Annotated in this window: 4 protein-coding genes; all 4 read left to right on the top strand. The window is 49.8% G+C overall.

All coding sequences use genetic code 11. From position 1 onward, the window contains the following. Positions 1 to 387: 387 nt before the first annotated feature. The 4 genes from ACYVG7_RS11200 (at position 388) to ACYVG7_RS11185 (ending at position 4574) form a co-directional block, all read left to right on the top strand. The gene (locus tag ACYVG7_RS11200; protein ID WP_460883192.1) at positions 388 to 1599 is read left to right on the top strand and encodes a ParA family protein; all 1212 of its coding nucleotides are present in this window, start codon (positions 388 to 390) and stop codon (positions 1597 to 1599) included. Further along, the gene (locus ACYVG7_RS11195; protein ID WP_460883191.1) at positions 1599 to 2618 is read left to right on the top strand and encodes a hypothetical protein; all 1020 of its coding nucleotides are present in this window, start codon (positions 1599 to 1601) and stop codon (positions 2616 to 2618) included. The genes ACYVG7_RS11200 and ACYVG7_RS11195 overlap by 1 nt, the downstream gene beginning before the upstream one ends. Before the next feature lie 245 nt (positions 2619 to 2863). Further along, complete coding sequence (locus tag ACYVG7_RS11190) at positions 2864 to 3889, top strand: hypothetical protein (RefSeq protein ID WP_460883190.1); 1026 nt, start codon at positions 2864 to 2866, stop codon at positions 3887 to 3889. Continuing rightward, the gene (locus ACYVG7_RS11185) at positions 3882 to 4574 is read left to right on the top strand and encodes a hypothetical protein (RefSeq protein ID WP_460883189.1); all 693 of its coding nucleotides are present in this window, start codon (positions 3882 to 3884) and stop codon (positions 4572 to 4574) included. The genes ACYVG7_RS11190 and ACYVG7_RS11185 overlap by 8 nt, the downstream gene beginning before the upstream one ends. The last annotated feature ends 227 nt before the right edge of the window (positions 4575 to 4801 follow it).

Below are 4801 nucleotides of genomic sequence, written 5' to 3'. Positions count from 1 at the left end.
GAAAATCCAGCGAAGAGGTAATGGATTTCAAGTGTGACGAGCTGATTTTGGGAAAAAAAGATGCCGATTCAAGGGCGCTTACCATTGACTCATAAGTGCGCTGCTTGTTCCCCGCCAAACGGCGGGGCTTACCCTCCCCATGCGTGATACATATTCCTTTTTACCTTCCGATAGACCTGCCTGATGATCCGCAGTGACCGGCGCCCCTGCATGCCCCTCATTGCTGTGGTATTTACCCGACAACTTTGTGATATATCGCAATAATCCGCAGTTTAAGCTGAGTTGGTGAACAATTGTGTTGATTCTGGAAGTTGTGATGATAACCTTAAAAACAGAAGATCGGTTTATTTGTAAAAATCTGAATTTAACAGTGATTTGGGGGTTCTTGTGAGCACAAAAGATACACTTATGCAGGGGCTAGAACAGTTGCGGCTGGGCGCGAGAAGAGGGCTGGCCGCTATTGAGAAAAAGCAGGTTCTCACTTCGCAAACAAACATTTTGCCCGTTACGTTTACGTTCAATGATGTAAAAAAACTTCCGGGAATGAATCAACAAAGGACTGAGGCCGCCCTTGCTGCTCTCCGCGCCAAAGGGATGGAATTCAAACGAGATGAATCCAAACAGCCAAGTCCCTACAGTTTTTCGCTAGCAGATGTCCGGTCTATCTACCAAGAGGCTGGCATTCAATCTAACCGCCAGCGCCTGGAGCAAATGGGCCGCTGGCACGGTGCTAGCGTTATTGCTGCACTGTCTCTAAAGGGTGGTGTTGGCAAATCAACAACAGCCGCGACCCTAGCCTCTGGTTTCATTCATGCTCGGAACCTCATCGCACAACAGATGCGGATCTGCATTATCGACCTCGACCCTCAAGCCTCTCTATCTGTTGCCTTTGGCTACAAGGGGCTCGGATTAAAAGAACAGCATTCTGCTGTCGAGGCCATCATGACTCAAGCCAGTCCGGATACTCTGCGGCAGTGGATTAAACCCACTGCGAGTGAAGGTCTCTACATATTGCCGGCCAGTAGCGCGGATTCATTTTTCAGCCTGCATGCATATCGATTTGCAGACAAAACCGGAATCAATGTCACCGAACTCCTCTCCAAATTCGTCATTGAGCCGCTGAAGAATGACTTCGACCTGATCATCATCGATTGCGGCCCGCACCTTGATGCTGCCTTGCTGAATGCAATGCAATGCTCTCACTCTATGCTGATCCCCGTAGGGCTCGATCCTTTAGAGTTTGATTCGACGCTGAAATTTGTGGATCGGATGTATGACCTGTACGACACAATCCCCTCCCCGATTCTGGATCCTGAGCGGATAAAATTCATAGCCACAAAACAGGATGCCAGTAATCAGATCCACCTCGATAATTACCAGATCATGATGCGATGCTGGCCTGGCCATGTTTTGTCTCACAAGATGGACAATCTCCGGCCGTTCTCCGCCGTTTTTGAGGAGGGGCAAGGGCAAACCGTCTTTACTATCCAGCCGAAAGCATATAGCGGTGACTCTCGCTCTTTAAAGAGAGCTCTAACTGTCGCTGAGAACGTGGTTACCGAGGTTTTCGGGGCTCTAGTTAATGGGGAGACCATGTAATGGCAAAGCAACGAGTATCAGCCGCAGATTTGCTGGACCAACACCCTGGGGATAATGCCCTTGGCGTGGGGGAACCGTTAGTGCCGCTAAAGGAAGATCAGCCATTCGATTTGATGAATGACCTGGCCATGGAAACTCTCCCGCCAGAGGAACAAAAGGCCCGCTTCATTCGTAAAGAAATGGGTGTGCGATATGTTCAATTATCAAATGACCGGCGGGTAAAGTTCACCACAATTTATATTCCTGCTGGCCAAGTTGAATCACTGACGCGAGTACATCCCGCTAACACTCGCAACCCAAACGCTGTAACAGCAGAGTCCTGCAGCGATATTTTACCGAGCATTCAAAATGATGGTGTTGTAGTTGACGCCCTAGCCACGAAGGGTGCCGATGGTATTTATTATATCTTTGATGGCCAACGTAGACGGTTCTGCGCAATTTACGCCAAAAAAGGCTTACTGGTCAGCTTCACGACGGAAATACTGACCCCTGCAGAGGCTAAAGAAATTAGCCACATCTTTAATTTAACTAAGCCTAACTCACTCTATGACAATGGCCGTTATTACCAGGGGCAAATGGATGAGTTAGGGATGACGCAGGCCGAGTATGCCGATTTTACCGGTATCTCTGCGGTTCAGATCAATTATGGTTTGGCTGCGGTCAAAATCCCGATGTTCATTTATGAGTTGTTTCCATCCAAGACCGACATTGGACGCCCTACCATCCTACTGATTAGCCGGCAGTACAAGAACCTGACGGACGAGCAGAAAGAGGCCCTGCGTCAGGCGTGTAGCAATCATTTGCAGGACAATGAAATACCCAGCGATGCTGCAGCGTCTACGCTGCTGCGCAAGCTGTTAGCCGATATCACAGGAAAAGATGACTCTCATGATCATCAAGCGACAGTTACAGCCGGTCGATTCACCGTTAAAACGCAAGGCAACGGGAAACTGGAGGTAACACTCCCCAAGGGGCTGGACGCGGCCAAATTCATAGAGATGCTGAAAAATCTCAAGTGATACTTCCCTCCTCTTTATCAAGAGGTAAGCCCGGTTCGTCCGGGCTTTTTTATCTCTGATGAAACCCACCTGTATCCGCAAACATCACTGCTGTATTTGAGTGCGGTTATTGGTGTTTATGTTTACTGATTAGCTGTTGGATATTACAATGATGCTGTAAAGAGATACAGCGGCGATGTATTTAAGTACAGTTATGCCGCATAACCACCCGCCCAGCGTGGGCAACACCAACCAAGGATTTGTGCATGAAAAAAATCATGATGGCTTCACACACTGCAACCCTACCTACCCACATACCTACATCCAAGCTCAACCCTGACTCGGTGATCCTGGTGGATGATGATGGACTCGAAACTGTCGTTGGCAGTTCAGCATTCATTTACAACCCTGACGGTGGACGGATATTTGGTGGCTCCCCAACAGATCAGCACTACCAGCGGCTCGTGCGGGCTTTACTCGCTAAGGGGTTGGGCGCAGGGGATCATGAAATTTCTGTCGGCCTGTCGGCTGCCAAGCAGCATGTGATGAGCTTCCGAGCAAACAAATCAACGACCGACCTGAACGATGAGGCCACGAAAGCGTTGGCCGATGCCATCAAGGAAATCCGGTTTCGAGAAGGCAGTACGGATGGGGCAATCAAGACCTGCCGCGTTCGCTTGGTAGAAGATAAGCCAGTTTCAGTCTTGTATGAAACCGAGGCCGTCACCAAGATCATGCCACCACAAGCGCAGTCATATTTGGTCTTTCAGATCGGTTCGGGGGATTGGCAAAGCTGCTGTGTGGTTGACCGAAAGATTCAACATCAAACTCACCGGCGAGTGCAGGGTATTTCAGGGGCAGAGCAAAAGCTGAAAGAACTGCTCGGGTTGTCCCTGGTGGAAACCAAAAAGGCGTGGATCAAGGGTGAACGTCCAGATGGCACTATGGCCAGCACAGTGGTGTCGTGCGAAGCGGAGAAATCACGTTCAGCTCGAGCTCACATTACCGAGCACTTGCCATCACTTCTTAACTCGTTGGATGGTCTGCATGACCGAATCGGGGCCGTTGTCATATCTGGCGGCGCTGTCCACGATGATGTATTCATTGAGCAATTGAAGAAGGAAATCCCCAGTGATTTAGCGACGGTAACTTTGACCGACCTCCAGATAGCTGATGCTGATGGCTTGTTGGATCCATCCTTTGCTTGCGTTGTTGGGATCCAATCGCTGGGTGTATCGGCTGCGATGGATATTGGAAACTCATTCCTCAAGGGTATCTTTGTCGATGAATAAGAGCTGGCCAAAGGAGATGCAGATCCGGAACGTGCCGAAGGACTTAGCCAAGTTCTTAGCTCGGCCTGATTTCGGATCATTCCTGTGCGAGTTTAGCTGTATCGACAGAGCCATTGCTATGCAGCTCGATACACAGCCTGTGAGTGCGCGGGCGCTGTATCTGATGCTGGCCGGATACTCCTCATTGATGGAGGAAAACATGGAGAGGCCACAACCTCCCCATGTTTCACCGAAACAGCTAACAACGGGGCTTAGCCCTTTCACTCCACTCGCCAAAAGTATCGTTTTCAAGTCGATCCCCCATGAGATCAGAGCTCTTATGGATGCTGACTCATTTTCAGAGAAGATAGCGGATCCCTGCTCCCTGGATGCATGGACAGCGTATCAACTGGACAATGGTTCAGCTACCACCAGGGTGATTTTCTTGATATATGAGGGGGTGTCGATACTGATGACTAAAGGCCGCATCAGGAAGCCTTCTGGCGGCCTCTTACACGCGCCTCAAACTACGACTCATAGCGGGACTAGCGTTAATCCTGTGGATGTTGCCAAGGAGGCCGCAGGAACCATGGAGGCGCAAGATGGTGCGGGTGGTATGGGTTCATCAGGAGAGACTGGCTTTAAATCACTGCTGCCAGAGGATTCGCCCTTATGGACTGCACTAAGCAAAAAAATAGCGCCTTGATGGGCGCTATTTTTCTACCTGCAGGTCAGGGGGGTGAGTAGCCAAAGGTAAGCCAAACATTCGGGTCAATGGGCAAGGGGTCTACAGACATACGACTTACATCAAAGAACCCTCCATGGCTATCCAATCCCCCATGGCGCAGCATGTGCATATTCCCACGCATGGCGATCGCTCAATAACATTCATGCCGATCACGTAATAACATCCATGTCGATCACTCAATAACA

The organism is Pseudaeromonas pectinilytica (genome assembly GCF_054780855.1).
This window is presented reverse-complemented; position numbering and strand designations above follow the sequence as displayed.

Coding starts and splice junctions, on each gene's coding strand:
- ACYVG7_RS11195 (WP_460883191.1), top strand. CDS start 1,599: ATGGCAAAGCAACGAGTATCAGCCGCAGATTTGCTGGACCAACACCCT.
- ACYVG7_RS11190 (WP_460883190.1), top strand. CDS start 2,864: ATGAAAAAAATCATGATGGCTTCACACACTGCAACCCTACCTACCCAC.
- ACYVG7_RS11185 (WP_460883189.1), top strand. CDS start 3,882: ATGAATAAGAGCTGGCCAAAGGAGATGCAGATCCGGAACGTGCCGAAG.